Source organism: Nocardia sp. NPDC052112 (assembly GCF_040680135.1).
Taxonomy (GTDB): domain Bacteria; phylum Actinomycetota; class Actinomycetes; order Mycobacteriales; family Mycobacteriaceae; genus Nocardia.
The window spans coordinates 28,669-54,027 of the sequence record NZ_JBFAWD010000022.1 but is presented as its reverse complement, the minus strand read 5'-3'; the positions used below and the strand labels follow the sequence as shown (position 1 = coordinate 54,027).

30 protein-coding genes are annotated in these 25,359 nt (G+C 66.1%); 18 read left to right on the top strand and 12 right to left on the bottom strand.

Features of this window, described 5'->3' with window-relative positions; genetic code table 11:
- Positions 1-219 precede the first annotated feature (219 nt).
- The 7 genes from AB0L58_RS33055 (at position 220) to AB0L58_RS33025 (ending at position 6,249) form a co-directional block, all read left to right on the top strand.
- On the top strand, positions 220-1,272 hold the full coding sequence (locus AB0L58_RS33055; protein WP_364393046.1) for a DUF5336 domain-containing protein: 1,053 nt from the start codon (positions 220-222) through the stop codon (positions 1,270-1,272).
- 167 nt (positions 1,273-1,439) lie between these two features.
- Entirely contained in the window at positions 1,440-2,903 is a 1,464-nt protein-coding gene (locus AB0L58_RS33050) for a DUF6350 family protein (RefSeq protein WP_364393043.1), read from the top strand.
- Positions 2,904-3,019: 116 nt separating this feature from the next.
- A complete protein-coding gene (purN, locus tag AB0L58_RS33045) occupies positions 3,020-3,652 on the top strand; it encodes a phosphoribosylglycinamide formyltransferase (RefSeq protein WP_364393041.1) in 633 nt (210 codons plus the stop codon).
- Positions 3,649-5,223: a bifunctional phosphoribosylaminoimidazolecarboxamide formyltransferase/IMP cyclohydrolase gene (gene purH / locus AB0L58_RS33040; RefSeq protein ID WP_364393038.1), complete on the top strand. Its 1,575-nt coding sequence runs from the start codon at positions 3,649-3,651 to the stop codon at positions 5,221-5,223. The genes purN and purH overlap by 4 nt, the downstream gene beginning before the upstream one ends.
- 57 nt (positions 5,224-5,280) lie before the next feature.
- Complete coding sequence (locus AB0L58_RS33035) at positions 5,281-5,625, top strand: glycoside hydrolase family 20 zincin-like fold domain-containing protein (RefSeq protein WP_364393203.1); 345 nt, start codon at positions 5,281-5,283, stop codon at positions 5,623-5,625.
- Positions 5,595-6,008, top strand: coding sequence for a family 20 glycosylhydrolase (locus AB0L58_RS33030; protein WP_364393035.1), 414 nt, complete (start codon positions 5,595-5,597; stop codon positions 6,006-6,008). Before AB0L58_RS33035 ends, AB0L58_RS33030 begins: the two co-directional genes overlap by 31 nt.
- A 22-nt stretch (positions 6,009-6,030) precedes the next feature.
- Positions 6,031-6,249 carry a hypothetical protein gene (locus AB0L58_RS33025; RefSeq protein ID WP_364393032.1) on the top strand — a complete coding sequence of 73 codons (219 nt, stop codon included), beginning with the start codon at positions 6,031-6,033 and terminating at the stop codon, positions 6,247-6,249.
- Here AB0L58_RS33025 and AB0L58_RS33020 read toward each other — a convergent pair.
- The gene (locus AB0L58_RS33020) at positions 6,246-6,704 is read right to left on the bottom strand and encodes a hypothetical protein (protein ID WP_364393030.1); all 459 of its coding nucleotides are present in this window, start codon (positions 6,702-6,704) and stop codon (positions 6,246-6,248) included. The genes AB0L58_RS33025 and AB0L58_RS33020 overlap by 4 nt on opposite strands.
- A 252-nt stretch (positions 6,705-6,956) precedes the next feature.
- Between AB0L58_RS33020 and AB0L58_RS33015 the strand changes: the two genes are divergently transcribed.
- On the top strand, positions 6,957-7,544 hold the full coding sequence (locus tag AB0L58_RS33015) for a LysM peptidoglycan-binding domain-containing protein (protein WP_364393027.1): 588 nt from the start codon (positions 6,957-6,959) through the stop codon (positions 7,542-7,544).
- A 163-nt stretch (positions 7,545-7,707) separates the two neighbouring features.
- Here the strand turns inward: AB0L58_RS33015 and rpsR are convergent, their stop codons facing one another.
- The 4 genes from rpsR to rpmB are packed head-to-tail and all read right to left on the bottom strand — an operon-like array spanning position 7,708 to position 8,717.
- Positions 7,708-7,962, bottom strand: coding sequence for a 30S ribosomal protein S18 (gene rpsR / locus AB0L58_RS33010; protein WP_355176510.1), 255 nt, complete (start codon positions 7,960-7,962; stop codon positions 7,708-7,710).
- 32 nt (positions 7,963-7,994) lie between these two features.
- The gene (rpsN, locus tag AB0L58_RS33005; RefSeq protein ID WP_364393023.1) at positions 7,995-8,300 is read right to left on the bottom strand and encodes a 30S ribosomal protein S14; all 306 of its coding nucleotides are present in this window, start codon (positions 8,298-8,300) and stop codon (positions 7,995-7,997) included.
- Complete coding sequence (gene rpmG, locus AB0L58_RS33000; protein WP_040695436.1) at positions 8,300-8,470, bottom strand: 50S ribosomal protein L33; 171 nt, start codon at positions 8,468-8,470, stop codon at positions 8,300-8,302. Before rpmG ends, rpsN begins: the two co-directional genes overlap by 1 nt.
- Positions 8,471-8,480: 10 nt before the next feature.
- Positions 8,481-8,717 (bottom strand): 50S ribosomal protein L28, encoded by a 237-nt coding sequence (gene rpmB, locus AB0L58_RS32995; RefSeq protein ID WP_364393020.1) that lies wholly within the window; start codon positions 8,715-8,717, stop codon positions 8,481-8,483.
- A 51-nt stretch (positions 8,718-8,768) separates the two neighbouring features.
- On the opposite strand from rpmB, the gene AB0L58_RS32990 reads away from it, so the two are divergent.
- From AB0L58_RS32990 to rpmF, 3 genes are read left to right on the top strand one after another with little or no spacing between them, the layout of a single operon-like run.
- Positions 8,769-10,130 (top strand): GTP-binding protein, encoded by a 1,362-nt coding sequence (locus tag AB0L58_RS32990; protein ID WP_364393201.1) that lies wholly within the window; start codon positions 8,769-8,771, stop codon positions 10,128-10,130.
- Positions 10,127-10,423, top strand: coding sequence for a type B 50S ribosomal protein L31 (locus tag AB0L58_RS32985; protein WP_364393018.1), 297 nt, complete (start codon positions 10,127-10,129; stop codon positions 10,421-10,423). The genes AB0L58_RS32990 and AB0L58_RS32985 overlap by 4 nt, the downstream gene beginning before the upstream one ends.
- A 1-nt stretch (position 10,424) precedes the next feature.
- The gene (gene rpmF, locus AB0L58_RS32980; protein ID WP_364393016.1) at positions 10,425-10,598 is read left to right on the top strand and encodes a 50S ribosomal protein L32; all 174 of its coding nucleotides are present in this window, start codon (positions 10,425-10,427) and stop codon (positions 10,596-10,598) included.
- Positions 10,599-10,670: 72 nt separating this feature from the next.
- Here rpmF and AB0L58_RS32975 read toward each other — a convergent pair whose 3' ends face one another.
- The 7 genes from AB0L58_RS32975 to AB0L58_RS32945 form a co-directional block, all read right to left on the bottom strand.
- Complete coding sequence (locus AB0L58_RS32975; RefSeq protein ID WP_040695430.1) at positions 10,671-10,895, bottom strand: hypothetical protein; 225 nt, start codon at positions 10,893-10,895, stop codon at positions 10,671-10,673.
- A gap of 373 nt (positions 10,896-11,268) precedes the next feature.
- Positions 11,269-12,294 carry a glycoside hydrolase domain-containing protein gene (locus AB0L58_RS32970; RefSeq protein ID WP_364393014.1) on the bottom strand — a complete coding sequence of 342 codons (1,026 nt, stop codon included), beginning with the start codon at positions 12,292-12,294 and terminating at the stop codon, positions 11,269-11,271.
- Between the two features lie 120 nt (positions 12,295-12,414).
- Positions 12,415-13,245, bottom strand: coding sequence for a hypothetical protein (locus AB0L58_RS32965; protein WP_364393010.1), 831 nt, complete (start codon positions 13,243-13,245; stop codon positions 12,415-12,417).
- Entirely contained in the window at positions 13,238-13,795 is a 558-nt protein-coding gene (locus AB0L58_RS32960) for an ATP/GTP-binding protein (RefSeq protein WP_040695543.1), read from the bottom strand. Before AB0L58_RS32960 ends, AB0L58_RS32965 begins: the two co-directional genes overlap by 8 nt.
- Positions 13,796-13,883: 88 nt before the next feature.
- Complete coding sequence (locus AB0L58_RS32955; protein WP_364393007.1) at positions 13,884-14,258, bottom strand: DUF742 domain-containing protein; 375 nt, start codon at positions 14,256-14,258, stop codon at positions 13,884-13,886.
- Between the two features lie 7 nt (positions 14,259-14,265).
- Positions 14,266-14,673, bottom strand: a complete 408-nt coding sequence (locus AB0L58_RS32950) for a roadblock/LC7 domain-containing protein (RefSeq protein WP_364393005.1) — start codon at positions 14,671-14,673, stop codon at positions 14,266-14,268.
- On the bottom strand, positions 14,670-17,471 hold the full coding sequence (locus AB0L58_RS32945) for an ATP-binding protein (protein ID WP_364393002.1): 2,802 nt from the start codon (positions 17,469-17,471) through the stop codon (positions 14,670-14,672). The genes AB0L58_RS32950 and AB0L58_RS32945 overlap by 4 nt, the downstream gene beginning before the upstream one ends.
- Positions 17,472-17,830: 359 nt before the next feature.
- On the opposite strand from AB0L58_RS32945, the gene AB0L58_RS32940 reads away from it, so the two are divergent.
- The 7 genes from AB0L58_RS32940 (at position 17,831) to AB0L58_RS32910 (ending at position 25,292) form a co-directional block, all read left to right on the top strand.
- Positions 17,831-18,517 carry a response regulator transcription factor gene (locus AB0L58_RS32940; protein WP_364392998.1) on the top strand — a complete coding sequence of 229 codons (687 nt, stop codon included), beginning with the start codon at positions 17,831-17,833 and terminating at the stop codon, positions 18,515-18,517.
- Between the two features lie 82 nt (positions 18,518-18,599).
- On the top strand, positions 18,600-20,003 hold the full coding sequence (locus AB0L58_RS32935) for a HAMP domain-containing sensor histidine kinase (protein ID WP_364393199.1): 1,404 nt from the start codon (positions 18,600-18,602) through the stop codon (positions 20,001-20,003).
- Positions 20,004-20,192: 189 nt separating this feature from the next.
- Positions 20,193-21,641, top strand: coding sequence for a trypsin-like peptidase domain-containing protein (locus tag AB0L58_RS32930; RefSeq protein WP_364392995.1), 1,449 nt, complete (start codon positions 20,193-20,195; stop codon positions 21,639-21,641).
- An 80-nt stretch (positions 21,642-21,721) separates the two neighbouring features.
- Positions 21,722-22,216, top strand: coding sequence for a MogA/MoaB family molybdenum cofactor biosynthesis protein (locus tag AB0L58_RS32925; protein ID WP_364392993.1), 495 nt, complete (start codon positions 21,722-21,724; stop codon positions 22,214-22,216).
- Positions 22,217-22,907: 691 nt separating this feature from the next.
- Positions 22,908-23,576, top strand: coding sequence for an MspA family porin (locus AB0L58_RS32920; RefSeq protein WP_364392990.1), 669 nt, complete (start codon positions 22,908-22,910; stop codon positions 23,574-23,576).
- Positions 23,577-23,638: 62 nt separating this feature from the next.
- Positions 23,639-24,307, top strand: a complete 669-nt coding sequence (locus AB0L58_RS32915; protein ID WP_364392987.1) for an MspA family porin — start codon at positions 23,639-23,641, stop codon at positions 24,305-24,307.
- 310 nt (positions 24,308-24,617) lie between these two features.
- The gene (locus AB0L58_RS32910; RefSeq protein WP_364392985.1) at positions 24,618-25,292 is read left to right on the top strand and encodes an MspA family porin; all 675 of its coding nucleotides are present in this window, start codon (positions 24,618-24,620) and stop codon (positions 25,290-25,292) included.
- Positions 25,293-25,359: the final 67 nt, after the last annotated feature.

Here is a 25,359-nt window from a genome sequence, read left to right as displayed (position 1 = left end):
ATCTCGGCCCGGAGCAGTTCGCTCCGGGCCGAAGTGCTTTCCCATCGGGGGTGGTAGCGCAGAATTGTTATCGGTCGGCGCAGATCCACACAGGACCAGCGTAGACACGGTTTTTCGAGCGCTCGGCGGGTTTGTTGAGGGTGACCTGGGCCAGCGAGTGCAGTAGCGTCAGATAAAGATCCAGCCGTCCAGACCTACTCGACCTAGGAGACGACGACCATGTCATACCCGACCGGGGGCTCCGGGTACAACGCACCCGCGATGCCGCCCGCACCTGCCAGCTCCGGCCAGTCGGCTGGTACCGGCACCGCGTCCACCGCGAAGGGCCTGCCGTACTTCCTGGTGGTCGGTGTCGCCGCGCTCGGTGTGATCAACTTCCTGCTCGGCTTCCTCCCGTTCTTCGGTCAGAAGCCGCGGGAGGTGCGCGGTGTCACGGTGGAAGGTAATGACACGCTCAGTCTCTTCCAGTACTTCGGTGCCGCGGGACTGCTGGCGATCCTGCTGCTCGGCGGCCTGCTTGCCGGACTTTCGTTGCTGCCCAAGCAGAATTGGACCGGCGCCGCGGCCGCGGCATCGGCTGCCGGCTTCCTCGGCACGCTGTTCCTGTCCTTCACCACGCCCGACGATCTGAATGTCGAGCTGAAGTGGGGCGCCTACGTGCTGCTATTCCTGGCCTTCGTGCAGACGGCCATCGCGGTTGTCGCGGTGCTGTTCGAAGCCGGCATCCTGACCCCGCCCGCGCCCAAGCCCGCCACCCCGCAGGGTCCGCCGAGCGGTTTCGGCTCCGGCGGCTACGGTCAGCCGGGCGCGTTCGGCCAGCCCGCGGCCTTCGGCCAGGGCCAGCCGGGCCAGTTCGGCCAGGGCCAGCCAGGGCAGTTCGGCCAGGGCCAGCCGGGTCAATTCGGCCAGGGCGCTCCGCAGTACCAGTCGCAGCAGCCCTACGGTCAGAGCCAGCCGAGCCAGCCGACCTACGGTCAGGGGCAGCAGCCGTCCTACGGTCAGCAGCCTGCCTTTGGTCAGCAGCCCGGATACGGTGCGGCGCAGCAGGGTTCGCCCTACGGTGCTTCGCCTGCCGCGCAGCCGCGCCCGGATGAGAGTGCCACTCAGCACTTCGGGACCCCGCAGCCCGGACAGCAGTACGGCACACCGGGTTTCGGCCAGGGCCAGCAGGGGCAGCAGGGTCAGCAGAACCAGCCGTTCGGCGGTGAAACCGGTTCGGACCCGTCCTCGGACGCCACCCACGCATTCCGTCCCTCGGACGAGAACAAGTAGTTCGTCGGCTCTCCCGGCGCGCCCCGGACCGGGTCGGCGCGCCTGCCCCGTTCGCGCCGGGGGAGCTGCCACGCTGATTTGCCATGAGCTCCTCGAGATCTTCTCTTGTTCGCCGGACCGCCGAGTCCCGCGGCGCGCCGGAACGTACGGCGCGGAGCGACCGATCCATGCCGCCGCGCACGCCCGCGGACGGTTTCGACGAGGCCAGGTTTCTATCGCTGACCCCGGAGCGCGCCCGGGTGCTGCTCCTGGTCGCGGCCCGGCCGACGACCTACGCACTCGTCGCCGTTGTGGTCCTCATGCTTGCCGCGCTGCTGTCCTCGGGCAGCAACCTGGCCGGCACCTCGGGTGCGATCGCCGCGGGTTGGCTTGCGGCACATCAGGTTCCGCTGATGATCGGCAAAACCTCACTCGGACTCCTTCCGCTGCTGCCTACCGGACTGCTGGTCTGGCTGACCGGCCGCGATTGTGCCCGCGCGGTCGAGCCGGACAGCTCGCGCGCGGATCTCGGCTGGCTCATCGGCGCGGCACTGGCCGGACCGCTGCTGGTCACGGCGGTCTGTCTGGCGGTCGCCGAGGATGCCTCCGGTGTCGTCGCACTGCAGCCACCGGACACGCTCGCCGCCTTCGGCTGGGTCGGCGGCGTGCATCTGGTCGCCGCGGCCGGTGCCATCGCGAGCCGGAACCGGCGTCGGCTGTTCACGCTGTTGCGACTGCCGGATTGGGCGATCGCGGGCACATTCGGCGCGGGCCGGACGGTGGTGCGGCTGCTGGTCTGCGCCACCGCGGTCGTCGTCGTGTCCTTCCTCGTGCACTGGTCGCGCATCGGTGACACCTTTCACACCGCTGGTAATGCGGCGGGTGTGCTCGGGCTGATCCTGCTCTCGATGGCGTATCTGCCGAATGTGGTGGTCGCCACGGTCGGTGTGCTCGTCGGTTCCGGCGCGCAGTTCGGTGATGCGTCGATCGGACTGTTTTCCGTTGTCGGCGGCCCGATTCCGGCCGTTCCCCTGATGGCAGCGGTGCCGGCCGGACCCGCATCGGGCTGGTGGTCGGCGCTGCTGTTGATTCCGGCCGCCGTGGGTGTGCTCGGCGGGCTGGATATCGGACGGACCTCCCACGACCGGGCGGTCGCCCCGTGGGCGACGCTGACCTCGGCCGGGCTGGCGACCGTGGTGTTGGTGTTGCTCGGCGCGGTGGCCGGTGGTGATCTCGGGACGTTCGGGCAGGTGAGCCTCGACCCGCCGATCTTCGCGGTGGTGGCCTTCGGCTGGTTTGCCGTAACCGGATATGTCGGTCTGATGCTCGCGCGTTGGTTCGTCGTTCCCATCCGCACGCCGATGAACGGATACGACGACGAGTACGCCGATTACGACGACTACGAAGACGACTACTACGACGACCGTGATCAGTACGAAGATCACTACGACGACGAATACGACGATTACGACGACCAATACGACGACTACGTCGGTCCCGACGTCGAGGTGGAACTCGACGGCGAACTGGTCGAGGAACAGACCGCCATCGTCACCTCGGGCGCCGCGGGCAGCTATACCGTTCCCGACATCGTCGATGCCGAAGTGGTCGAGGCGGACCTGCCGGAAAGTGACCGGGTGGACGGTCGTTAGGCTCTACTCGGCGGTGTAACACCGCCTCCGCCATTCGACCGACATCCAGGAGCGGACCGCTGAGTTTACCCACCCCGCCGGCTGCCGTCCCCCAGCCGTCCCCGAATGCCCTGTTGGTGCCCACCGCGGTCCCGGCAACCGTCGTCGTGCTGGCCTCTGGCACCGGTTCACTGCTGCGCGCCCTCATCGAGGCCGCCGCCGCCCCGGAGTATCCGGCGACCGTCGTCGCCGTCGGGGTCGATCGGGTCTGCCAGGCCACCGAACACGCGGCCGCCGCGGGGATTCCGGCCTTCCGGATGGCAGTGCAGGACTTCCCCGACCGTGCCGCCTGGGATGTCGCGCTGACCGATGCGGTCGCTGCCTACGCACCCGATCTGGTGGTCTCGGCCGGATTCATGAAGATCCTCGGCCCGGTCTTCCTGGCCCGCTACGGCGGCCGGATCATCAATACGCACCCCGCGCTGCTGCCCGCGTTCCCGGGCGCGCACGGGGTCCGCGACGCACTCGCCTACGGGGTGAAGGTCACCGGGTCGACCGTGCACCTCGTCGATTCCGGTATCGATACCGGACCGATCCTGGCGCAGGAAGCGGTGCCGGTGCTCGACGATGACGACGAGGCCACGCTGCACGAGCGCATCAAGGTTGTCGAGCGACGGTTGCTGGCGGAGATTGTCGCCGCCGTCGCCACCAGAGGCATTGTCTCCGACGGACGAAAGGCAGTAATTCCAGATGAGCGGGTACTTCGGTGAGTGATCGTAAGGAGATTCGCAGGGCGCTGATCAGCGTCTACGACAAGACCGGGCTCATCGAGCTCGCGACCGGGCTGAACGCCGTCGGCGTCGAACTGGTCTCGACCGGGTCGACCGCGGGCAAGATCGCCGACGCGGGCATCCCGGTAACCAAGGTCGAGGATCTGACCGGCTTCCCGGAGACCCTGGACGGCCGGGTCAAGACCCTGCATCCGCGGGTGCACGCGGGCATCCTCGCCGATACCCGCAAGGCCGAACACGTCGACCAACTGGTCGAACTCGGTGTCGAGGCATTCCAACTCGTCGTGGTGAATCTGTACCCGTTCACCCGGACCGTGGCCAGCGGTGCGAGCAATGACGAATGCGTCGAGCAGATCGATATCGGTGGTCCGTCCATGGTGCGCGCTGCTGCCAAGAACCATCCGTCGGTCGCGGTGGTCGTCGACAGCGGCGACTACGACCATGTGCTCGCCGCGGTACAGGCGGGCGGTTTCACCCTGACCGAGCGGACCGCGTTGGCGGCCAAGGCATTCCAGCACACCGCGAGCTATGACGTCGCGGTCGCGAGCTGGATGACCAGCGTGCTCGCTCCGGATACCGAGCCGAATGGGGCCGCCGCGCACCAGTTCCCGAGCTGGATCGGCGGCTCCTGGGAACGCGCCTCGGTGCTGCGCTACGGCGAGAACCCGCATCAGGCCGCCGCGCTGTACACCCAGAGCGACGGCAGCAGGGGCCTGGCGCAGGCAAAGCAGTTGCACGGCAAGGAAATGTCGTACAACAACTACACCGATGCCGATGCCGCCTGGCGTGCCGCCTACGACCACTCGGCACCCGCGGTCGCGATCATCAAGCACGCCAACCCCTGTGGTATCGCGATCGGCGCGGACCTCGCCGAGGCGCACCGCAAGGCGCACGCGTGCGATCCGGTGAGCGCGTACGGCGGCGTGATCGCGGCCAATGGCGAGATCACCGTGGAGATGGCCGAACAGGTCGCCGAAATCTTCACCGAGGTGATCGTAGCGCCGTCCTATGCCGATGGCGCCGTCGAGGTTTTGCAGCGCAAGAAGAACGTGCGCATCCTGGTCGCCGAGCCGCCGCGGCGCGCGGGTGCGGAGTTGCGCCCGATCAGCGGCGGCGCGCTGCTGCAGAGCCGCGATATCCTCGACGCCCCGGGTGACAACCCGGACAACTGGACCCTGGTGGCGGGTGTGGCAGCCGATGCGGAAACCCTCGCCGATCTCGAATTCGCCTGGCGCGCCTGTCGTGCCGTGAAGTCCAACGCGATCCTGCTAGCCCAGGACGGCGCCTCGGTCGGCGTCGGCATGGGCCAGGTCAACCGGGTCGATGCGGTCGGTCTCGCGGTGCAGCGCGCCGGTGACCGCGCCAAGGGTTCGGTCGCCGCATCGGATGCGTTCTTCCCGTTCTCCGATGGCCCGCAGCAGCTGATCCAGGCCGGCATCCGGGCGATTGTGCAGCCCGGCGGCTCGGTCCGCGACCAGGACACCATCGATCTGGCCCGCGAGGCGGGAGTCACCCTGTACCTCACGGGCTCGCGCCACTTCGCGCACTGAGTTGCCCGCTGCGGGCGGGGGCCACCCGGCTTCCGCCCGCAGCGCGGTCCAGGTGACATCGTGTTACGGAACGGTCCGGTCGACGGCGCTGCGAACACTGCGGAGTCGTACCGGATAGCAGTTGGCGACACCCTCTATCTCCAGGGCGTCGATACGGCCGGAACCTTCTACGCCACCAGGTCCACACTGCAGCTGCTGCACCGGAGCACCACCATTCCCGGCGGTACCGTGACGGATTGGCCCGACTACCGCGAACGCTCACTCATGCTCGACGTCGGCCGCGAATTCATGCCGGTGGGCATGCTGCGCGACCAGATCCGGCGCATGGCCCAGCTCGAACTCAACCTGCTGCATCTGCACTTCTCGAGCTCGTGCCCGAGGTGGACTTCCCGGGCCATATGAACGGAATCCTCGCCACCCATCCCGAGCTGAAGCTGCGCAGCGCGGGCGGGGTCGTCTCGGACTCCGCCATCGATATCTCGAACCCGCACAGCTACGACCTGATGCGCGACATCCTCGAGGAATTCCTGCCACAATTCCCTGGCCGCTATTGGCATCTCGGCGCCGACGAGTTCCTGCTGCAGGGCGCCCGCATCGTATCCATGGACGAATATCCGCAACTGGGCGAATACGCCCGCGCCACCTACGGCCCGCAGGCACAGCCGGTCGACGCCTACCTCGGCCTGATCAACTGGGGTGCGAACATCGTGCGTGCGCAGGGCAAACGCGCACGCATCTGGTGGACCGGCCGCCATCGGCAATTTTCCCGCCCCACTGGCCTATGAGCTATGGGATCCAACACTTTTCGTGGACGGCACTCGCCTGACCGCGGAACAGAACGCGAGCAATCTCGGCTCCGGGCTATACGTGTGGTGCGACGACCCGACCGCGCAAACCGCCGACCGGATCGCCACGTCGATCACCATGCCGTTGCGTATCATGGCGCAAAAGGCCTGGGGACCAGCCAAACCCACGACCTACCTCGAATTCGCCGCCCTCTCGGACGCGATCGCCGAACCCATCTAGACCGCGCTGAGGACCTGTCGGCTTCCGAGTGGAGCCTTCAGTGGCACTTCGAGGGTGCCGAAAATCGCGATCATGGTGCACATTCGACCGACCGCATCGGCGCGTGTGCCCGATCGAAGTTCGACGGTGACCGTCGAATCGGTCTCGGTTGCGCCGGCATCCACGCCGTAGCACTCCGGCGATCCGATCTCGAAATTGACGGCAATCCGATCGGCGGCCACCCGTGACCAGGACGTGAACGGAATCGGATGTGCGCCAACGATCGTCGGATCGGCGACGAACGGCCGGCCGGCGTCGGCCGGCGAACCCTCGGTCGGCGTACTCTTCGCCGCGCTGGTGGTCGTCGTCTTCCTTTGTGTACCACCGTTATCGGACCCACCGCATGCGGTGACGGCGAGGCCGACGAACAATGCGACGGCGACTGCGGCGGGCCGAATTCGCGACATCCGATACATACCGACCACCCTAATCGACGCGGCGGTCCGCCGGGTCGAACCGACTCAGCAAACATGGCAATCGGTGGCTTCGGATTGTGCGACAAGATAATAGAGCGCAGAGGTCAGCACAGTGAACTTTTGGCTAAGCCTGCGCGTAATACCTGCGCACCGCGCGCCCGCGCACTAGATTCGGGGGCCGATGCGCGCCGATCGGGTTCGTGGCGCACATCGAGTCGGATCTTGGCACAGTAAACCTTCGAAAGGAAGTACGTGAGCGACACGCTGCGCGTTGGTGAAGAACTCGGGCTCGGCTATTCCTTGAAAGGCGGTGCGTACACGCTGGAACTGCAGCCCGATGGCAACCTGGTGCTGTCGGAACCGGATGGGAAGGTCGTGTGGTCCACCCTGACTCACGATCAGGGTGTCGAGCGGGCCATCCTGCAGGACGATGGCAACTTCGTGCTCTACAAGGGTGAGGGTGCCGCCTGGTCTACCGAGACCAATGGCCAGGACGTGGACCGGCTGGTCGTGCAGGCCGACCGCAATGTGGTGCTGTACGGCAGGGACGGCAGCGCGCTGTGGGCGTCGGACACCCAGACCGACGATCCGCTGCCCGCCCCGGAGGAGCCGGTCACCCAGGCGGCCGCAGTCGAAGACGTTCCGCCCCCGCCCGTCGCCGAAGAGGTTCCGCCCCCGCCGCCGGCGGCGCAGACCTACACGGTCGAGCCGGGCGACACCCTGTGGGCGATCGCCGAACGCTTCTACGGTGACGGCAACCGCTACCAGGAGATCGCCGACGCCAGCGGTATCGACAACCCGGACGCCATCAACCCCGGCCAGGTGCTGACCATCCCGTGATAGCTGTGTTGAATGGCAGCGCCGTCGGCGCTGCGAACGGTCGCTCGTAAGACTCGCTCCGTGGTGGTCATGTGAGCAGCGATCCGCGTTTTGCCTGGATGGCCGCCGAGAATGACGAGGGCCCCGCAGCCGATTCGGCTTCGGGGCCCTGCCGCATCGGTGCCTACCGGCTGGTGAACGGCAGAAGTGCCATCTCGCGGGCATTCTTCACCGCGACGGCGACTTGGCGCTGCTGCTGCGGGGTGAGCCCGGTGACCCGGCGGCTGCGGATCTTGCCGCGGTCGGAGATGAAGGTGCGCAGCAGGTTGATGTCCTTGTAATCGACCGTCTCGACGCCCGCCGCGATCAGCGGGTTCTTCTTCGGGCGACGGGCCTGCTCGGCGCGAACCTTCTTCGAGGGTGCTCGCTTGACTGCCATGTGACGGGTTCCTTCTCGAGATCAGTGGTTGTCTACCAGCTCGATTTGTGCACACCGGGGAGTTCACCCCGATGGGCCATCTCGCGCACACGTACGCGGGAAAGTCCGAACTTCCGGAGATGACCGCGCGGTCGTCCGTCCGCGGCGTCCCGATTGCGCAATCGTACCGGACTGGCATCGCGGGGCAGCCGCTGTAGCGCCGACTGAGCCGCGGCGCGATCTGCCGCGGACGTGGTCGGCTTGCGGATAAGGTCCTCGAGCTCTGCCCGCCGTCCCGCATGGCGGGCGACGATCTGCTTGCGCTGCTCATTGCGCGCGATCTTCGACTTCTTGGCCATCAGCGCTCCTCACGGAAGTCGACGTGCCTGCGCACCACCGGATCGTATTTGCGCAGCACCATGCGGTCCGGATCATTGCGCCGGTTCTTCCGCGTGACGTATGTATATCCCGTTCCCGCAGTGGATTTCAGCTTGATGATCGGCCGGATCTCGGTCGATTTCGAGGCCATGGCGCTCCCGTCAGATCTTGTCGCCGCGGGCCCGGATGCGAGCCACCACGGCCTCGATCCCGTCCCGGTCGATGGTCTTGATGCCCTTGGCGGAGACGTTCAGCGTGATGCGCCGGTCCTCGCTGGGCAGGTAGTAGGTCTTGCGCTGGATATTGGGATTCCAGCGTCGGCTCGTCCGCTTGTGCGAGTGCGATACGGACTTGCCGAATCCCGGCTTGCGCCCGGTGACCTGGCAATGGGCCGCCATGCGAACTCCCTCCACTATTTGACAATCATTTTCGACAACGGCTGGTGGACAATGTACCGTTGCTCGATAGCAAATGAAAATCGTTATCGAAAGGGGTGTCGCGTGGAACCCGCCCTACTCCCACCTGGGAGGCGGTCCGACCGGAGAACGCCCGTCGTGGTGGTCGCCGGTTGTTCGGGAGCGGGCGTGGCGCGACTGGCCGCCGCGCTGCGCGAGACGCCGGGCACCGCCACCATCCGCCACGACCTGAGTGGACTCGGCGAGGGCATCGTGCATCGCACGGTACGCATCGGCGAGCAGGAGACCGCGACCGTGCTCGAATTGGCGCACGGTTGCGTCTCCTGCACACTGCGCATCGATCTGCTGCCGCTACTGTGTGTGCTCGCCGCCCGTGAATCGGTCGATCGCATTGTGCTGGAACTGGATCCGGCCTTCGAGGCGGAAGCGGTATGCCAGGCGATCGGGAATATCGCCGTCACCGGTGTGGTCGGTCGCGTCGACGGCCCGGCCGGCCGCGATGTGCGGGTCGAAGCCGTACTCGCCTGTGTGGACGCGCGCACCTGGTTGGCCGATGCCACCGGCGAGGACACGCTGGCCGAGCGCGGATCGGCGACCGCCGACGACGACCGGACCGTGGCTCAGGTTGCGGTCGGTCAGGTCGACTTCGCGGATGCCGTGGTGGCACACGGCGACATCGGCGAACCGATCGAGCGGGCGCGACTCGGTGCGGTGTTTGCGCGGCTCGTGCCCGAGGCGCCGGTGGCCTGGATCGAGGATATCGATCTGCTCGACTCGGCCGAAGTCGAGGCATTGCTCGCCCGCATCCCGGCCCATTCGCGGCGCGGTCACGTCTTCGATGCCCACGCGCCGCTCTTGCGCGGGCAGCCGCCGCTCGGCGCCGAATATGGTGTCACCCTTATCGAATTCGCCGCGAGCCGCCCGTTCCATCCGGCCCGCCTGCACGAGGCCCTCGATGTGCTGTTCGACGGTGTCGTGACCGCGCGCGGGCGGATGTGGCTGGCCACCCAGCCGAACGAGGTGGTGTGGCTGGAATCGGCGGGGGGCGGATTGCGCGTCGGCGGCGCGGGCCCGTGGCTGGCCGCCATGAGCCCGAGTGAATTGGAACAGGCCGACCGCACGCGCCGGGCCATGGCCGCACTGCGCTGGGACGAGCAGTTCGGCGACCGCGATATTTCACTGGTCATCCTGGCCCATGACGCGGACCCGGCCGAGATCCGTCAGGCCCTGCACTGGGCGCTGGTCGAGGACGACGAACTGCGCCTGGTGGAACGCGCACCAGAGCGCGTCGCGCAGTGGGAGGACCCCTTCGGCGAATGGCGTGCCGACCCCGGCGAATCCACCGGCCTGCCGATCGACGGCCAGGCGAAAAGCCCGAGAGGAGAGGCGAAATGAAAGCTCGCCGAAAAAGAGTCACCAGCCATCCTGACTACCACCCTGTGGTGTTCGAGGATTCCAGCACCGGAAAGCGGTTCCTGACCCGATCCACCGCGACCAGCGCACGCACCGTCGAGTGGGAAGACGGCCGTACCTACCCGCTGCTGGTCGTGGATGTCACCTCCGATTCGCACCCGTTCTGGACCGGCGCGCACCGCGTGCTGGATACCCAGGGTCGGGTGGAGAAGTTCGAGCGCAAATACGGCAGGCGAGCGCGGGCCGCGTCCCAGCCTTCACGAGGGGAGGGCTGATATGGCGGTGCCCAAGCGCAGGATGTCGCGGTCGAATACCCGCAGCCGCCGCTCGCGGTGGCAGGCGAATCCGCCGGACCTGGTGCCGGTCAGTGTCGGCGGAGTCGTACACCGGGTGCCGCGCCGTTTGGTGCAGGCGGTGCGGCGCGGGCTCATCGATCCGGAACGGATCTGATACGCGCTCGAACGAACGGCGGCCCGGCAGATCTTGCTGCCGGGCCGCCGCTGTGCACTGCAAGGGGGCTACTCAGCCCTCCTTCTCGGCGAGCTGCACCAAGGTGGCGGCGAGCTGGAAGAACTTGTTATTGCCGAGGTCAGCGATGGTTTTGATCTTCAGGGCCTCCAGCAGCTGCTTATCGTGCGCTGGGGTGAGGCCGGCCAGCGCCGACGGCGGGGCGGAGAGGATGTCCTTCAGTGACTTGTTCTCGAATTCCTTGTCGAGAGCCTTGTCGAGCACCACGTTCACGGTCATGCGAACTCCTTCGAACGAACCGGTATGTGCAAGCCGACGATAACTCGCGCGCTGCTGGCATGGGACGGGAACGCGTGGGGTCGATGGCCGATCGACCGGAATAGCGGTTGACGCTATTCGTGGCGGTCCCGGAACGGGACCACTCAGGATCTTAGCAATCTGATGGCTATCCAAGTGGTGCGTGTCACATCGCGGTTTTCCGGTGCTTCGATTGCGTTGCGGTAGCTATCCGGTCAATTACATACTGAGAGTTGGCTTTTCGTGGCCGTAAAAGTCCCGGCGCAGTGATGATTTCGTGCTCTCGTGCCGGTACCCTCATCCGAGAGGGCGGGTTCTCGGAACCCCCGGTTCACCCGGATCTCCGAGAACCCGCTCATCGCCAAACTTCCCGCCCCTCTGGCGATTTCCCCACTTCCCGGCTACCGGGCAAACCTGGCAAGTCCGGCAATAGTGACTCGAGCCGGGCCAGTTGTTCCCCCACGAAGTCGGCCGGACCCTCGATCAGCGAGAGCGGCCACGGCCAATGCGGTCCGTCCAACCGCTTGACCTCTTCGACCAGATCCGCGGTGGTGGCTTCGAGTTCGCTGATCTCCGTGCGCAATTCGCCGACTTGCGTACGCAAGTCGGCCGATTCGTCCTCCAACTCCTTGATCCGCTGTAGCGCCGCGGCAACGCCATCCACCAGGGTGAGATAGCGGCCCTCCGCATCGGTGCCGAGCTGCGGCCAACCGGACAGCCCCGGACCGCGCAGCTGGATCTGGATATCGCGCAGCACTGCCTCTTGTTCCGGCGTCACATCCGGTTCCTCCTGTACGAAGTCCCACTGGCCGAAATCTATTGTCCCGGACTCGTTTACATCGCAGAGCACACCGCCGACGACCACCTGCCGCAATGTCTGATGGATATTGCGCCTGGTCTCCACATTGGCGCCGGACCAGGCGTCGGTCTGCCACGACCATGCCGCGACGCCCGCGTCCAGCGCCCGGCTGATCGACCAATAACCGCCGTAGATACCGACATTCGCGGTGCCGAGTACGGTGGCCGCGCCTTCGAGATAGGCATTGATCGCCAGCTGATCCTGCGGTGTCGAATCGAAATCCGCGGAGAAGTAGATCGGCCGATCCGACCGACCGCCACAGCGCAGCACCTGCGCCGAACCCGCACGGGCATCGACGATTCCGGCGTCGTAGCCCTCCAGCATCCTGGCCGCGGTCGTCTCCCAGTTCGACACGATGGAGATGCCGTTCGCCCGCAGGTCTTCGGCCTCGGCCGGGGTCAACTGCTTGCCGGGCAAGGTCGGACCACCCTCGGAGAGGTAGCGCACGACGAAATCGAAACCGGCCGCTCGGATGGCCGCACCGCCGGGACGGCCCGCAGCGTAGTCCAGACCGAGACGCATATCAGTAACTGTAGGGGGTCTCGTCGGCCGAAATCGGTGGCATTGCCGAACCCGACGAAACTATCGGCGCTCGGTGGTCGACCGACCGGATCGATCGACAGACAGCAGGCCCCAGTCGGTTCAGCGCACCGACTGGAGCTCGGACCGGCTCGATCGGAGTTCGGCCCCCCGCTTGGCCTCGAGCGCCGCCGCGGTCTCGCGCCGGTCGGGTGCGATGAGCACCGCGCTGATCGGGACCGTCAGCGCGAGCGATCCGATGACGAACATCGGGAAGACGAATTCGAACAGCGTGAGTCCGTCCGGTGCCTTGGCGGTGGTATCGATCGTCGGGTCGAGCGCGGCGATCCCGGCGTAATACATACCCGCCACACCGACCGCGAACAGCAGCACCGTCGCGGCCCGCGCGAACAGGCCGTGCAGCGCCTGGAACGACCACAGCGTGCCAACACCGGTGATCAGCGCGACCAGCACCGCGACCGCCGCGAGCCACGGCGAGACATCCACCGAACCCTGGATGCGGATGGACCCGAGTCCCAGGTACAGGGTGAGGCCGATGCCGAACCCCATGACCAGTCCGCCCGGAATGAGCCGGGCCAGCTGCAGCCGCCGGCCGATAATGATCAACGCGACGAATACCGCGACGAACGACGTCACCATGGCCGCGACCATCTTGCCGCCGTCGAAGCGCGCCGCGGTACCTGAAATATCGAGGCCGAGCAGCGCGACCGAGGTCGACAGCCACGCCCCGACGCCGCCGATCGCCACCGCGGCCGAAGTCACCCACACCAAGCGGAACCGGGACGAGCGCGCCGCGTGCAGCACGCAGGCCAGCCCGACCACGGCGCCGAGCACCGATACACCGAAGGAGAGTCCGGCGACCCAGTACCCCATCGAGAACTGGTCCACCGCCGCGCCGCCGTTCGCCGCAGCGAACAACCGGACGTCATGCATGTCGGGCGGTTCCTTCCAATTCGAGCGCCTTCAATTGGGCGATCGCGTATTCGGTGACGGCCGCCAGCGCCTGGCGGACCTCCATGGCATTGCGCGCATCGATATCCACGATGGGCACCCCCTCGCGCACCGAAAGCGCCTCGCGCAGTTCGGCGATCGGGAAGCGGGGCGCGTCGGGGAAGCGGTTGACCGCGATCAGGAACGGCAGTTTGCGCGCTTCGAAGAAGTCGACGGCGGCGAAGCTGTCCTCGAGCCGTCGGGTGTCGATGAGCACCACCGCGCCGATAGCGCCGCGGATCAAGTCGTCCCACATGAACCAGAAGCGGCGCTGGCCGGGCGTGCCGAACAGGTACAGCACCAGGTTGCCCGGCAGGATGATGCGCCCGAAATCCATGGCGACCGTGGTGGTTTCCTTATCCGGGGTATCGGCGAGATCGTCGATACCGTCGGAGAAGCGGGTCACCATGGCCTCGGTGCGCAGTGGGACGATCTCCGATACCGCACCGACAAAAGTCGTCTTACCCGCGCCGAAGCCGCCCGCGACCACGATCTTGGTCGAGGCGACCCGAGTGTCGGCCTCGGCGGGTCCGGTGTTGCCGGATCCGGAGTTGCCGGGCTGCCCGTAATTTCCGCCTTGCCTATAGGGCACGGAGTCCACGCAAAGTCCTCTCCATAAGGGAACGGCGCTCGTCGAAGCTCGCCTCGTCGGTCAGTGTCGAATGCACGCGCAGCGCGCCGTCGACGACGAGGTCACCGACCATGACCCGGACCATGCCGAGCGGTCGATCCAGGTGTGCGGCGATCTCGGCGACCGACAGCCGATGCGTGCCCAGCCGCAGGATCTCGGTGCGCAGATCGCCCGCCGGCCAATCGAGATGCGCAGTGTACGACAAGGTTTCGATAACCGCTTCGAGTGGTAGGTCGACCGCGGGTTCGGTGCGCCCGGAGGTCAGGGCATACGGTCTGACCCGGGTGGTCGGCCGGTTCGGCCCGTGGCCGAGTGGACTCGACATCGTTGGATCAGACGGCTGTCCGGGCGGTGGCGGAGACCACCGTGCCCACACGGTCGACCAGCAAGGCCATTTCGTAGCCGATCCGGCCGATATCGTGCGACTTGTTGGCGAGCACGGCCAGGTGCGACCCGTTACCGACGCTCATCACCAACAGGTAGCCGCGCTGCATCTCCACGATCGACTGCATCACCTTGCCGCCGTCGAACAGCCCGGCGGCACCGGTGGCCAGGCTGGCCAGGCCGGCGGTGACCGCGGAAAGCTGCTCGGCCCGGTCGGCGGGTAGATTCGGGCTGGTCGCCTGCAGCAGACCGTCCGCCGTCACCAGCACCGCATGCGACACTCCGGGCACATCCTTGGTGAAGCGGGCAACCAGCCAGTTGAGGTTCTCGTCCGTGGTGCTGTTCGGGTTGGTCATACAAGCCCTCCGTCGTTGTACTGCGCTTCGGCCCGCCCGCTGCGGACCCCACTGAGATGCCTGGTCAGGTTGTTCCGGATCTCCTCCGGATCGCGTACGCCGGGTTCCTCGACCGGCGCGAGGCCGCCGGGCACCAATTGTGCACCGGGCCTGCGGATCGGCAGTCCGCCGACGGTTCGGGCCTCGGCGGTCGGATGGCTGGCCTGCTCGGCCGCCGTCCAGCCCGCGTCGGCGGGGGAGGTCCATGCCGACGGCGAGGACTGCGCGGTCGCGGGTTCGACCAACCACTCCGAGACCATCCGCTGATAGATCGGGGTGGGCGATTCGCCCTGTACGGGCTGTAGTCGGGTCGAGGTGTTGGTCGCGGTTTCGGCCGAGACGGGCTGTAGTCGAGTCGAGGTCGGCTCGGGTTCCGATGCGGCGGCGGGCTTTCTGGCCGGCAGCGACGGCCGCACGGTGGGCTGTGGCCCGGTCGGATGCGGTTCGGCGGATTCGCGGGAGACGATCGGGTTCGAGCCGGTGTGCGCCGGTTCGTCGGGGTGTTCAGCCCACAGATCGGTCACCGCGCCGAGGGGCGCCCGCGGTTCCACATCGATGACCGAATTCGGCCCGGTGGCCGGATCGTCGGTCGGCGTCGGCGGCCCGAACGGCGCGCTGCGGGACCGGTCGTCCACACCGCGGCGGTTGCTCGGACTCTCGGCGAATAGATCGACCGATGTTTCGGTGTGATCATCGCCGGGTATCGGTACCTCAGGCGCGTCGGCGACGCGCATGGTCGGACGACGTTGTGGCAGACCGGAACTGGTGACCGCGAACCGGGACGGTTCACGCTGCGGCAGGCTCGGCACCGGCACCAGCGTGCGCGGCGGCTGTTGTTGCGACGGGGTCGGCAACGCGGCCACCACCTGCGCCTCGATGGCCCGCTGGTTGGGATCGGTGGCATCGAGCGGCGGCGCGACCAGTGCGCCGGGCAGATGCACGCTGGCGGTGATACCGGGCTGCTGTGCCATGGTCGAGGTGCGGCGCAGGCTCACCGTAATGGTGTGCCGTTTGGCGAGTCGGCCGACGACGAAAAGGCCCATGCGGCGGGCGGTTTCGACGGTGACCTCACCACCGGAGGCCAGCCGGTCGTTGGTGAGCTGTAGATCCTCCAGCGACATGCCGAGGCCGCGGTCGGTGATCTCGATCAGGTAGCCGCCGTCGACCGCGCGCGCCACCATCACCGCGACCGGTGTGGTCGGCGGGGAGTAGCGCAGCGCGTTGTCGATCAGTTCGGCGAGCAGATGTTCGATATCGACCGCGGGCTCACCGGCGACGATGCCGTCGGGCACCGCGCCGATTTCCACCCGCTGGTAGTCCTCCACCTGGGAGACCGCACTCCAGAGCATGTCCGATAGTGGGACCGGAAGTAGTTGACCGCGGCGCAGCGCGGTACCGGCGAGCACCAGCAGGTTGTCGCCGTTGCGGCGCATGCGGGTGGCGAGGTGGTCGAGGCGGAACAGGCTTTGTAGCCGTTCGGCATTGTCCTCGTCGTGTTCCAGATCCTCGATCAGCGATAGCTGCTGTTCGACGAGGGATTGGCTACGGCGGGAAAGGGTTTCGAACATATTCCCGATCTGCAATCGCAGTCGGGCCTGATCGGCGGCGAGATTCAGCGCCTGCTCGTGGATTTCGTCGACAGCGCGGGCCAGCTGGCCGACCTCATCGGTGGTGTGTACGCCGACCGGGGTGATCTCCGGGGTCGCGCCACCGCTGCGCACGACCGCGAGTTCGTCGGGCAGTTTGACGTGCGCGACCTCGAGCGCGTCGCGCCGCAGCCTGCGCACCGGGACGACCAGGGTGCGGGCGACGGCAAGGGCCAGCGCCAGCCCGGCCAGCAGCATGCCGATGACGATCGTGGTCTCGCGCAGCGCACCGGTCTGCGCCTGGGTGGTGCGGTGCGCCAGCGCCTTGTCGATGGTGTCGGCGAGGGAGTTGGTGGTTTTCTCGTAGATGTCCGCGCTGACCTGTAGTGAATCCAGCACGGCCGAATTGGATGTCGGATCCCCACCGTTCTGGCTGAATGCGCCGAGGCGGATGCCGACCGCGTCCAGCAGCGGCCGCATATTCGGCGCATTGTCCGGAAGGATGATGCCGTAGGTATTGATCATGGTCATCTCGGCGCCGGCGGAGGTGAGCACCTTCGCGCGCACGCTCGGATTGTGGGCGGCGTCGGGGGAGCCGATCATCATGCGCTGCTGGGTGAGTACGCGGCGGGCGTTCTGGAGCGCGCCGATCTGCAGGAAGTAACGCTGGATGACGAGGTCCTCGACCGACGGCGAGAGCGCGTACGCGTTGCCGATGCGAACCGCGATCTCATCGGCCTGCTCACCGACCATCATCGGTGATCCGTTGCGCAGGCTATTGCGCATGGTGGTGCCGGTGGCGACGGCCGAGGCCAATTCGGAGGTGACCCGGGTGCTCACCTTGGTCGTGCGCATTCCGGCCTCGAGGTCGGCCAGTGCCTGGTCGAATTTCGTCAAGGCCGCGTCGGTTGCCGGATCCGCGGTGTTCCCCCAGGAGGCGGTCGCCGCGACGGCGAGTTGTTCGGTGGCGGTACCGAACTTGACGATCGGGCGAATGATGATGACCTGTTCGGTCGCCGCATCCAACTGTGACATGGTGCGCAGTTCGTTGTTGATGCGGAGCACGGCGAAGACGGTGGCCAGCAGCACGGGCAGGACCAGCACGATGCCAACCTTGCGAGTGACCGACCAGTTGGACAGACTGAATTGCCAGGACCGCGGTGCAGCTTCCATCCGCTTCCGTTGCCTCCGCTTCACGAGCTTGCACGAGTGCCCCCGGATGGCTCGTGGCTGTTCGGTTTTGATTCAACCCGCTGAGAACCAACTAGAGGTCTTCTTTTTACCGCAGGGAACATACCGTGCAGAGTGACTAACGGCAATCTGGGGCAGTCACTCTGTAATTCACTCGAATATGGCTACTGAGAACGGGTTTCGCCACCCAAAACGGTTGCCGGTTTCCGTCGAGATCTGTACGTGATCACAAACGTGCTGGTCGCTCGACCAGTCCCTAGCGGGCCGCATCGATGCTGAGTGCGGCGTGTCGAGCGGCGACCTCTCAGTCGACTCTCAGTCGATGCGGTCAAACTGGGGGCATGCGCATTCTGGTAGTCGACGACGATCGTGCCGTCCGGGAATCGCTGCGCCGGTCGCTGACCTTCAACGGCTACTCCGTCGATCTCGCGGTCGACGGTGTGGACGCGCTGGAGAAAGCAACCGCGCAGCGACCGGACGCACTCGTACTCGACGTGATGATGCCCCGGATGGATGGGCTCGAAGTTTGCCGACGCTTGCGCAGCACCGGAGACGATCTGCCGATTCTGGTTTTGACCGCGCGGGATTCGGTTTCCGAACGGGTAGCCGGACTCGATGCCGGTGCCGATGACTATTTACCGAAACCATTCGCCCTAGAGGAATTACTGGCCAGATTGCGGGCGTTGTTGCGCCGCAGGGCCGCCGATCCCGGCGAGGTTTCCGAGACCATGATGTTCGCCGATCTGTCGCTGGACCCGGTGACCCGTGAGGTGACCCGCGCCGACCGCTCGATCAGCCTGACCCGCACCGAGTTCGCACTGCTGGAAATGCTGATGGCCAATCCGCGCCGGGTGCTGACCCGCGGCCGCATCCTCGAGGAGGTCTGGGGTTACGACTTCCCGACCTCCGGTAATGCGCTCGAGGTTTATATCGGCTATCTGCGCCGCAAGACCGAGGCCGAGGGCGAGGCCCGGCTCATCCACACTGTGCGTGGTGTCGGCTACGTGCTGCGCGAAACACCGCCGTAGGCGAGTCGGCACCATGGCCAGAACCAATCCCAGGCGACCGGTGGTCGCCGCGCTCGGCGCATATCCGCCGGAACCGTCGGATATGCGGCCACCCATGCCGCTGACCAGATCGGTCTCCCTGCGCTGGCGGGTGACCCTGCTCGCCGCCTCGGTGGTCGCCATCGCCGTGGCCGTCACCTCGATCGCCGCCTATGCCATGGTGGCCCGCGCGCTGAATGCCGATGTGGACGCACAGCTCAAGGCGCGCGCGAACACCATGATCAACAATAATTTCGACAGTTTGGGTTTTCAGTCGATCGTGCTGGCCGGCCTGTACTCCAATGATGTCGGTGTCGCGCTGATATATGCGAAAGACAAGGCATATATGCCGCCGCAGCAAACGATTCCACCGGTCGGTGCCCAGGAACTGGCGGTCGCGAACGGTGAGTTGCCCTCGTCATTGCGCACCGTGAGTAATCAGCGGGTACTCGCGGTGCCGACGCATTCCGGCGCGACGCTGGTCGTCTCGCAGCGGTTGCAACCGACCCGCGAGGTATTGGACAGGCTGGCCTGGTTGCTGTTCGTCGTGGGCGGTTGTGGTGTTGTGCTGGCGGCGGCCGCGGGTACCGCGGTCGGCCGCACCGGGCTGCGCCCGATCGGCAGGCTGACCGCGGCGACCGAACGGGTCGCCCGCACCGACGATCTGACACCGATTCCGGTGACCGGTGACGATGAACTCGCAAGGCTCACCGAGAGTTTCAACACAATGTTGCGCGCACTCGCTGAATCGCGCGATCGGCAACGTCGATTGGTCGCCGATGCCGGACACGAATTGCGCACGCCACTCACCTCGCTGCGCACCAATATGGAATTGTTGATCGCCTCCAGTCGTCCTGGCGCGCCGCAGATTCCGGAGCAGGATATGGCGGAGTTGCGCGCCGATGTCATGGCTCAGATCGAGGAACTGTCCACCCTGGTCGGCGATCTCGTCGATCTGGCCCGCGAGGATGCGCCCGAAACCGTCTACGAACGAGTAGATCTCGGTGAGGTGGCCGAGCGCGCGCTGGAGCGGGCCCGGCGCCGCCGCGGTGCTATCGAATTCGCCGCGCAGTTGCAGCCCTGGTTCGTATACGGCCATGAGGCGGGCCTGGAGCGGGCGATTCTGAATGTCCTCGACAATGCCGCCAAGTGGAGTCCCGCGGGTGCGCAGGTGAAGGTCACCATGCGCGAAACCGGTCGCGGGTTGCTCGAGCTCGATGTCGACGACGCCGGACCCGGCATCCCGGTCGCCGAGCGGGAGTTGGTATTCGACCGTTTCTATCGGACCACCGCGTCGCGTTCCATGCCGGGGTCGGGGCTCGGCCTCGCGATCGTGAAGCAGGTTGTGACCAAACACGGCGGCACGATCACCATCGAGACCTCCGAGCGCGGCGGCGCCTTGATCCGGATTGTGCTGCCGGGCGCGGCGACCATGCTCGACGGTGCGGTCGATTCCGTAACCGATTGACGCCCTTCGAGACACGGCTGTGATATCAGAGCGCGATGCGTGGTGCCGCCTCGGTCCGTATCGTATTGCCGGGTAACGGAGGACAGGCCGGAAGAGGGTCCGTTCGCCGATATCTCGGAAAACTGAAAGCGGGGTCTCAGTTCGCTCTCAGTCGTCGTCGCCAAGCTGGTCGAAGACGTAAGGAGAAAAATGACCGAGGAATCCAAGGAAGGCTCGACGCCGCAGCCGGAGAACACCGATGCCGCGCCCGGTCCGTATCCGACCCAGGAGATTCCGGTCGCACCACCGGGCCAGCCGGATCAGGTCTACGCGCAATCGGGATACGGGCCACGGGGGCCGGCACCGCATCCAACGATCTGGCAGCAGCGCGTGTCGCAGAACCCGACTCAGCGATTTCCGGGTCCCGAGGCGGGCCCGGAATACGCCCAGCCGTCCTACCCACCGCCCACCCCACCCGGCGGGCCGTATCCCGCGGCCGCATTCGGTGCCGACCCGATGCCCGCACCGCCGCCGCCCGAACCCGCCCGCCGCCCGGTCCGCACCGGCCTCGTCGTCGGCGCGGTCGCGCTCGCACTCGCCAGCGGTGGCGTCGGTGGCGCGGTCGGTGCGCTGGTCACCCGCTCCGATAGCGGTCACACCACAGTGACCAATGCCCTGGAAGCGCCCAAGCCCAATGTCAGCAATGTCACCAATGCGCCGGCCGGCTCTACCCAGGCGGTGGCGCAGAAGGTGCTGCCGAGCGTGGTCATGATCAAGGTCGCCAGCAATCGCGCACAGGGCGAGGGCTCCGGTGTGGTGCTGTCCTCCGACGGTTTGATCCTCACCAATAACCATGTCGCCTCCGGCGGTGGCGCCAACGCCAAGATGGAGGTCGCCTTCGCCGACGGCACCACGGCACCGGCCACGCTGGTCGGCGCCGATCCGGTCTCCGACCTGGCCGTCATCAAGGTGCAGGGCAAGGATGGACTGACCCCGATCGAACTGGGTTCTTCGTCGAATCTCGCAGTCGGCCAGCCGGTTATCGCCATCGGCTCGCCGCTCGGGCTGGCGGGCACGGTGACCACCGGCATCGTCTCGGCACTCAACCGTCCGGTCTCCACCAACGGTGAGGGCACCCCGAGCCAGGTGCAGCCGGTCATCGACGCGATCCAGACCGATGCCGCGATCAACCCCGGCAATTCCGGTGGTGCGCTGGTCGACGGAAGCGGCAAGCTCATCGGCATCAATACCGCCATCGCCAGCCTCGGCGGTAGCGAGGCAACCGGCCAGCAGAGCGGTTCCATCGGCCTCGGCTTCGCCATCCCGGTCGATCAGGCCCGCCGGGTCGCCGACGAACTGATCAAGACCGGTCACGCCACCTACGCCCAGATCGGCATCAAACTGCGCCCGCAGGACGCCGCCGCGCGGGTGCTCGAGGCGACACCGGACGGTCCGGCCGCCAAGGCGGGCATTCCGGCCGGTGCCATCATCACCAAGGTGGACAGCCGGACCATCGACTCCGGCGACGCGCTCATCGCCGCGGTCCGTTCCCATCAGCCAGGAGACAAGGTGAAGGTCACCTACACCGATGAACAAGGCAACAATCCCAAGACCGTCGAGGTGACCCTCTCCGGTGCGGCCGCGGACGGCGGCCGATGATGCGGGTCCTGCCAGGCGGATTGTCGGCGCGACCGGGAGCCGACGCCCACCTCGTCGATCTGGACGCTACGGTTACCACCATGGAAATCGATGCTCCTGTCGCGGGGCGTGCTCTGGTGGTGGTCGTCGACGATCGAACGGCGCATGGAGGTGTGGACTCGCTCGGGCCGCTGGTCACCGAGTTGCTCACCGAAGCGGGTTTCCTGGTGGACGCTTCGGTATCGGTACAGGCCGATGAGGTGGAGATCCGCAATGCGCTCAACACCGCGGTGATCGGCGGTGTCGATCTGGTCATCTCTGTCGGTGGTACCGGTATGTCCCCGCGCGATGTCACACCGGAGGCCACCTCGCAGGTGCTCGACCGGGAACTGCCCGGAATCAGCGAGGCACTGCGGTCTTCCGGCCGGGTAGCCGGTTCGCTCGATGCCGGTCTTTCGCGCGGTCTGGCCGGCGTCTCGGGCAGCACATTGGTGGTAAACCTGCCGGGCAGCCGGGCGGCGGTCCGCGACGGCATGGCAACCCTCGGTCCGCTCGCCAGCCGAGTGATCGGCGAGCTGTCCGGATTGGCGGAATAAATTACCGCCGCCGAGTCCTCCGACGACCCTCGCCCGGCGACACGCCGGGTGAGGGATGCGGCGCGTCTGGCAAAAATTTTCGGTGACGTCCTCCCGGAGACGACCAGTGACGAGCACCGCGCCGATACCGAATCGTTGTCCGACGATTGGTTCCGCTCGCAGGTGCCACCCCATCACGGCTCCTGACCCATCTACGGTCCCGTCACGTATGACGGTTCGCGGCTGCGCCTTCATCCACTACGAATCCCTCACGCTGAAATTTGCTAGACGTTCAAGTACGGTGCTGTCTCGTAGTTACCAACGGCATCGTTGCGACGGGACCCGTCTTTGAGGATCGTTCGAGTGGCGTCGCTTTCCTGTTTATGCACGTCAAGCAATATGAGCATTTGAGATGGTGTGATCTAGATCACATTGATCTTAACGAAAACTTACGTTGCCAGACCGTTACTGGTCGGTTTAATCTCGCCACGAGCCACCCACGCACTGGACCTCGCAGGTCCGGGTACGGCACGTACGTTTTGTCGACCCGGCGGAACCCGGCTCGGTTCCGATGCCAGCGCTGACCGTTGCGCCGAAATAACAGCCGGTTACATATCGGCAACAATCGGACGACAAACTGAGCTGGGCCTGAGAGGACCAACGTCCAGCCTCGATGGTCGAGGTTGACTGTTAGAACCTGATGAGGGGAAGTATGAGCGAGAACCGCACCCTGCGCCGCGGTGCCCGGATCGCGGGCGTCGGCGCCGCCGCGGCCGTGGCCATGGGGCTGCTTTCGACCGGTGCTGCCAATGCCGATACCTTCGTGCCGTTGCCGGACGGCCAGAAGAACGGCCCCGATGTGACGCTCACCCGCACCGGTGAGCACGCCCTGATCTCGCCTTCGCTGGCGGCCAACGGCGCCGGGCGTGTGGTCTGGGTTTCGGGCAACGCCATTGCCGATGTGAACGTCACGCCGGAAGGCACGGTCGGCCCGAACAACGGCGCTTCGGGCGCCCCGGGTACCAACAACTCCTCGACGCACGGCGCTTCGCAGCTGAGCACCGGCTACATCGTCGGCTGCCAGGTCAGCATCGCCAGCGACGCCATCTCGGCCGGACTCTCCGGCGGCATCAACCTCTCGGGTGGTTCGCTCGGCGGTTCGATCGGTCTGAACCTCGGTCCCGGTGAGGTGAAGTTCGTGCAGATCGATTACAAGGACATTCTGAAGCCGGGTCGTTACTCGGTCGAGTATCAGGATGCCGAGATGGAGATCCAGGGTTGCGCGGGTTATGCCCAGGCGCGTGCCTACACGGTGGTCGAGATCATCGGTGACAACTACTCGAAGACCACCCTGTACGGGCAGCCGTTCAGCATCGGCTGACGTCGGTCGTTCCACGAATATTCTTCTCGCTCAAGCGATTCAACCCTCGAGGGATTAATTTCATGATCAACCGTAAGAAGGTGGCACGGGTGGCCGGTGTCGGCGCTGCTGCCACTGTCGCCCTTGGCCTGTTCTCCACCGGCGCCGCGAACGCCGATACCTTCGTGCCGCTGCCGGGTGGCTCGATCACCAAGACCCTGTCCGACGGCACTGTCGTCACCATCAACCTGACCGGCGAATCCGCCAACATCAACCCGTCGATGGGCTCGACCCCGGTGCACCGCAACGCGTGGGTGTCGGGTAGCGCCCAGGTCACCGTATCCGGTGACGGTGGCGGCTCGATCTTCCCGGGTTACACCGTCGGCTGCCAGGTGAGCATCTCCGGTGGCGGCGTCGAAGGTGGTGTGGACGGCAGCGCGGATTGGAGTGGTGACACCGTCACCGGAAGTGTCGGCGCGTCCAGTGGCGCGAACCTGACTCTGGGCCCCGGTCAGTCGCAGTCGTTCTACGTGCTCGATCTCGAGCAGGCCGATGACTTCGGTAATGAGGCGCACAAGAAGCGCAACAAGTTCAAGAATGGCAGTGGTTCGGTCACCTGGGCCGATGAGACCATCGGTCTGACCGGCTGCGCGGGTTACGCCCAGGCGCGTGCCTTCGTCAGTGTCGAGGTGGAGACGGATAACGTCATCACCTGGACCACCCTGTGGGGCCAGCCGTTCAGCCTCGGCTGATCGCCAGGGGCAGCAAGCCCTGAAAACGTAAGCGGGCTCGTCGCATTCGCGGCGGGCCCGCTTTCTGTTGTGAAACCCCTTAGCACCCAGTGAAATTCGCAGATCGTAGCGGATCGAGCGGTAACATGTGCGAAATCTCACAGGAATTCGGCGGAAACCACTAATATTGGGCGCACCCAAGATCGTCCACCGACGAGATTGTCGGCAAACCGCTTGATGGCCAATGTCTTTCCAGCGAGCGGTGTCGGCATGAAAGGGTTTTCGTCCTCGGTACCCCGAGGACGACCGCTAGAATCCGATGAGGGGAAGTATGAGCAAGAACCGCACCAGCGGTCTGCGTCGAGGTGTCCGCATCGCGGGTGCCGTTGTCGCCGCCGCTGCTGGGATGGGCCTGCTTTCGACCGGCGCCGCCAACGCCGATGTTTTTGTGCCGTTGCCGGACGGCCATAAGCTGGGCCCGGGTGTGACCGTCAGCCGGACGGGTGAACACGCGTTGATTTCACCGTCTTTGGCCGCGAATGGCGCCGGCCGAGTCGTGTGGGTCTCGGGTAACGCCATTGCCGACGTGTCCGTCACTCCGGAGGGCACCATCGGCCCGAACAACGGCGCCTCCGGGGCGCCGGGTACCAACAACTCCTCGACGCACGGCGCATCGCAGCTGAGCACCGGCTATATCGTCGGCTGCCAGGTCAGCATCGCCGATAATGCGATTTCGGCCGGGGTTTCCGGCGGCATCAACCTCTCGGGCGGTTCGCTCGGTGGGTCGATCGGCCTCAACCTCGGCCCTGGCGATGTCAAGTTCGTTCAGATCGATTACAAGGACATTCTGAAGCCGGGTGTCTACTCGGTCGAGTATCAGGATGCGGAGATCGAGATCCAGGGCTGCGCGGGTTATGCCCAGGCGCGTGCCTACACCGTCGTCGAGATCATCGGCGACAACTACTCCAAGGTCACCCTGTACGGAGCGCCGTTCAGCATCGGCTGACCGCGGTGGGATCTGTCGAATCTCCACTCGCCTAATCGAATTCATCGAACTCAATCGCTAGAGGTAG

Bases quoted from the DNA above. Each gene is read 5' to 3' on its own strand.
- AB0L58_RS33055 (WP_364393046.1), top strand. From the start codon at position 220: ATGTCATACCCGACCGGGGGCTCCGGGTACAACGCACCCGCGATGCCG.
- AB0L58_RS33050 (WP_364393043.1), top strand. From the start codon at position 1,440: ATGCCGCCGCGCACGCCCGCGGACGGTTTCGACGAGGCCAGGTTTCTA.
- AB0L58_RS33020 (WP_364393030.1), bottom strand. From the start codon at position 6,704: ATGTATCGGATGTCGCGAATTCGGCCCGCCGCAGTCGCCGTCGCATTG.
- rpsR (WP_355176510.1), bottom strand. From the start codon at position 7,962: ATGGCAGTCAAGCGAGCACCCTCGAAGAAGGTTCGCGCCGAGCAGGCC.
- rpsN (WP_364393023.1), bottom strand. From the start codon at position 8,300: ATGGCCAAGAAGTCGAAGATCGCGCGCAATGAGCAGCGCAAGCAGATC.
- rpmG (WP_040695436.1), bottom strand. From the start codon at position 8,470: ATGGCCTCGAAATCGACCGAGATCCGGCCGATCATCAAGCTGAAATCC.
- rpmB (WP_364393020.1), bottom strand. From the start codon at position 8,717: ATGGCGGCCCATTGCCAGGTCACCGGGCGCAAGCCGGGATTCGGCAAG.
- AB0L58_RS32990 (WP_364393201.1), top strand. From the start codon at position 8,769: ATGTACCGTTGCTCGATAGCAAATGAAAATCGTTATCGAAAGGGGTGT.
- AB0L58_RS32985 (WP_364393018.1), top strand. From the start codon at position 10,127: ATGAAAGCTCGCCGAAAAAGAGTCACCAGCCATCCTGACTACCACCCT.
- rpmF (WP_364393016.1), top strand. From the start codon at position 10,425: ATGGCGGTGCCCAAGCGCAGGATGTCGCGGTCGAATACCCGCAGCCGC.
- AB0L58_RS32975 (WP_040695430.1), bottom strand. From the start codon at position 10,895: ATGACCGTGAACGTGGTGCTCGACAAGGCTCTCGACAAGGAATTCGAG.
- AB0L58_RS32970 (WP_364393014.1), bottom strand. From the start codon at position 12,294: ATGCGTCTCGGTCTGGACTACGCTGCGGGCCGTCCCGGCGGTGCGGCC.
- AB0L58_RS32965 (WP_364393010.1), bottom strand. From the start codon at position 13,245: ATGCATGACGTCCGGTTGTTCGCTGCGGCGAACGGCGGCGCGGCGGTG.
- AB0L58_RS32955 (WP_364393007.1), bottom strand. From the start codon at position 14,258: ATGTCGAGTCCACTCGGCCACGGGCCGAACCGGCCGACCACCCGGGTC.
- AB0L58_RS32950 (WP_364393005.1), bottom strand. From the start codon at position 14,673: ATGACCAACCCGAACAGCACCACGGACGAGAACCTCAACTGGCTGGTT.
- AB0L58_RS32945 (WP_364393002.1), bottom strand. From the start codon at position 17,471: ATGGAAGCTGCACCGCGGTCCTGGCAATTCAGTCTGTCCAACTGGTCG.
- AB0L58_RS32940 (WP_364392998.1), top strand. From the start codon at position 17,831: ATGCGCATTCTGGTAGTCGACGACGATCGTGCCGTCCGGGAATCGCTG.
- AB0L58_RS32935 (WP_364393199.1), top strand. From the start codon at position 18,600: ATGCGGCCACCCATGCCGCTGACCAGATCGGTCTCCCTGCGCTGGCGG.
- AB0L58_RS32930 (WP_364392995.1), top strand. From the start codon at position 20,193: ATGACCGAGGAATCCAAGGAAGGCTCGACGCCGCAGCCGGAGAACACC.
- AB0L58_RS32925 (WP_364392993.1), top strand. From the start codon at position 21,722: ATGGAAATCGATGCTCCTGTCGCGGGGCGTGCTCTGGTGGTGGTCGTC.
- AB0L58_RS32920 (WP_364392990.1), top strand. From the start codon at position 22,908: ATGAGCGAGAACCGCACCCTGCGCCGCGGTGCCCGGATCGCGGGCGTC.
- AB0L58_RS32915 (WP_364392987.1), top strand. From the start codon at position 23,639: ATGATCAACCGTAAGAAGGTGGCACGGGTGGCCGGTGTCGGCGCTGCT.
- AB0L58_RS32910 (WP_364392985.1), top strand. From the start codon at position 24,618: ATGAGCAAGAACCGCACCAGCGGTCTGCGTCGAGGTGTCCGCATCGCG.